This window comes from Idiomarina sp. Sol25, from assembly GCF_033052775.1.
Classification (GTDB): Bacteria; Pseudomonadota; Gammaproteobacteria; order Enterobacterales; family Alteromonadaceae; genus Idiomarina.
The window spans coordinates 1-342 of sequence record NZ_JAUPEW010000064.1; the positions used below are offsets into that span (position 1 = coordinate 1).

A 342-nucleotide genomic window follows, 5' to 3' on the forward strand; every position below is an offset into this window, starting at 1 on the left:
ATCTTCGGGCAGGCAAAATCAGCCCTGACGAAGCGCATGCCCGCGCGGCCCTTGCTAAGCAAATCTGGAACGGTGCGAGGATCTACCAACAGGCTGTCAAGACGATGATGGGCAAAGCCAAGCCCGTGAAAGAAATCCAGAAACCGGATCAGATGTGATGGGAACCCAGATCGACATCAGCACCGCTGCGATCTTGGCGCGCGCAGATCATATCGATCAATGCGCAATGAGCACCCACCGCCAGGACGCCCAGCGATTGCGGGCACTGGTGGCCGAGCGCGACAGGCTCGCGACGCAGCTTGAAGATGTCGCCCGGAAATCCATGGAACAGGCAGAGCAGAT

General features: G+C 58.8%; 1 protein-coding gene. It reads right to left on the reverse strand.

Going from position 1 to position 342, the window contains the following annotated elements; translation table 11 throughout:
• Positions 1-148 precede the first annotated feature (148 nt).
• Positions 149-342 (reverse strand): hypothetical protein (locus Q5L94_RS13480; RefSeq protein WP_317498874.1); only part of this gene is annotated, 194 nt, incomplete at its 5' end.